General features: G+C 67.1%; 2 protein-coding genes. Both read left to right on the top strand.

The window, feature by feature from the left end; genetic code table 11:
- Positions 1-17: 17 nt before the first annotated feature.
- A complete protein-coding gene (tal, locus tag FCI23_RS55135) occupies positions 18-1,136 on the top strand; it encodes a transaldolase (protein WP_136731686.1) in 1,119 nt (372 codons plus the stop codon).
- Positions 1,136-2,677 (top strand): glucose-6-phosphate dehydrogenase, encoded by a 1,542-nt coding sequence (zwf, locus tag FCI23_RS55130; RefSeq protein ID WP_136731685.1) that lies wholly within the window; start codon positions 1,136-1,138, stop codon positions 2,675-2,677. The genes tal and zwf overlap by 1 nt, the downstream gene beginning before the upstream one ends.

Genomic DNA, 2,677 nt, shown 5'->3' with positions numbered 1-2,677 from the left:
GAGGAGATGCAGAACCCATGACAGACGCACTCAAGCGCCTCTCCGACGAAGGCGTCGCGATCTGGCTCGACGACCTGTCCCGCAAGCGGATCACGTCCGGTAACCTCGCCGAGCTGATCGACTCCAGCCACGTCGTGGGCGTCACCACCAACCCCTCGATCTTCCAGAAGGCGATCTCCGAGGGCGACGGCTACGACCAGCAGCTGGCCGACCTGGCCGTCCGCAAGGTCACCGTCGAGGAAGCCCTCCGGATGATCACCACCGCCGATGTCCGCGACGCCGCCGACATCCTGCACCCGGTGTTCGAGGCGACCGGCGGCCAGGACGGCCGGGTCTCCATCGAGGTCGACCCCCGCCTGGCCCACAACACCGCGGCCACCATCGCCGAGGCCAAACAACTGGCCTGGCTCGTGGACCGCCCCAACGCCCTCATCAAGATCCCCGCCACCCAGGCCGGCCTCCCCGCCATCACCGAGACCATCGGCCGGGGCATCAGCGTCAACGTCACACTGATCTTCTCCCTCGACCGGTACAAGGCCGTCATGGACGCCTACCTGACCGGCCTGGAGAAGGCCAAGACCGCCGGACTCGACCTCTCCAAGATCTACTCCGTCGCCTCCTTCTTCGTCTCCCGCGTGGACACCGAGATCGACAAGCGCCTGGAGAAGATCGGCACCGCCGAGGCCAAGGCACTCAAGGGCAAGGCCGCCCTCGCCAACGCCCGCCTCGCCTACCAGGCCTACGAAGAGGTCTTCGGCTCCGACCGCTGGGCCCCCCTGGCCAGCGCCGGCGCCAACAAGCAGCGCCCCCTGTGGGCCTCCACCGGCGTCAAGGACCCCGCCTACCCCGACACGCTCTACGTGACCGAACTGGTCGCCCCGAACACGGTCAACACCATGCCCGAGGCCACCCTGGACGCCACCGCCGACCACGGCCAGATCACCGGCGACACCATCACCGGCACCTACGAGCAGGCCCGCGCCGACCTCGACGCTCTCGGCGAGCTCGGGATCTCCTACGACGACGTCGTCCAGGTCCTGGAGGACGAGGGCGTGGCGAAGTTCGAGCAGTCCTGGAAGGACCTGCTCGCCTCCACCGAGACCGAACTCAAGCGCCTCGCACCGAAGGAGGCGTAATGTCCGCGCCGGAAACCGGCAGTTGGGTGAACCCGCTGCGAAACCCGCAGGACCGACGGCTGCCGCGGATCGCGGGACCGTCGGGCCTGGTCATCTTCGGTGTCACGGGCGACCTGTCCCGCAAGAAACTGATGCCCGCCGTCTACGACCTCGCCAACCGCGGCCTGCTGCCGCCGGGCTTCTCACTCGTCGGCTTCGCCCGCCGCGACTGGGAACACGAGGACTTCACCCAAGTCGTGCACGACGCCGTCAAGGAACACGCCCGCACTCCCTTCCGCGAGGAGGTCTGGCAACAGCTCGCCGAAGGCTTCCGCTTCGTCCCCGGCACCTTCGACGACGACGCGTCCTTCCAGAAGCTCAAGGCCACCATCGACGAGCTCGACAAGGCCCGGGGTACCGGCGGCAACTTCGCCTTCTACCTCTCGGTGCCGCCGAGCTCGTTCCCGGTCGTCGTGCAGCAGCTCAAGAAGCACGGCCTGTCCGAGGGCCCGGGTGACTCCTGGCGGCGCGCGGTCATCGAGAAGCCCTTCGGGCACGACCTGGCCAGCGCCCAGGAACTCAACCGGATCGTGCACGACGTCTTCCCGCCCAACGAGGTCTTCCGGATCGACCACTACCTCGGCAAGGAAACCGTCCAGAACATCCTGGCCCTGCGCTTCGCCAACACGATGTTCGAACCGATCTGGAACCGGTCCTACGTCGACCACGTCCAGATCACCATGGCCGAGGACATCGGCATCGGCGGCCGCGCCGGCTACTACGACGGCATCGGCGCCGCCCGCGACGTCATCCAGAACCACCTGCTCCAACTGCTCGCACTCACCGCCATGGAAGAGCCCGGCTCCTTCCACCCCAAGGCACTGGTCACCGAGAAGCTCAAAGTGCTCTCCGCCGTCGAACTCCCCGACGACCTCGGCAAGCACACCGTGCGCGGCCAGTACGCACACGCCTGGCAAGGCGGCGAGGAAGTGCTCGGCTACCTGGAGGAAGAGGGCATCGACCCCCACTCCAAAACCGACACCTACGCCGCCATCAAACTCGAGATCACCAACCGCCGCTGGGCAGGCGTCCCCTTCTACCTGCGCACCGGCAAACGCCTCGGCCGCCGCGTCACCGAGATCGCCGTGATCTTCAAACGCGCCCCCTTCCTGCCCTTCGAATCCGGAGCCACCGAAGAACTCGGCCAAAACGCCCTGGTCATCCGGGTACAGCCGGACGAAGGCATCACCATCCGGTTCGGCTCCAAAGTCCCCGGCACCGCGATGGAAATCCGGGACGTGACCATGGACTTCGCCTACGGCGAGTCCTTCACGGAATCCAGCCCGGAAGCGTACGAACGGCTCATCCTCGATGTGCTGCTCGGCGACGCCAACCTCTTCCCCCGCCACCAGGAAGTCGAACTCTCCTGGGAGATCCTCGACCCCATCGAGGCCTACTGGGAGAAGCACGGCAAGCCGGCGCAGTACCCCTCCGGCACCTGGGGCCCGGTCGAGGCCGACGAAATGCTCGCACGAGACGGAAGGAGCTGGCGGCGGCCATGA

The organism is Actinacidiphila oryziradicis (assembly GCF_005047355.1).
Lineage (GTDB): Bacteria > Actinomycetota > Actinomycetes > Streptomycetales > Streptomycetaceae > Actinacidiphila > Actinacidiphila oryziradicis.
This window is presented reverse-complemented; position numbering and strand designations above follow the sequence as displayed.

Bases quoted from the DNA above. Each gene is read 5' to 3' on its own strand.
- zwf (WP_136731685.1), top strand. From the start codon at position 1,136: ATGTCCGCGCCGGAAACCGGCAGTTGGGTGAACCCGCTGCGAAACCCG.
- tal (WP_136731686.1), top strand. From the start codon at position 18: ATGACAGACGCACTCAAGCGCCTCTCCGACGAAGGCGTCGCGATCTGG.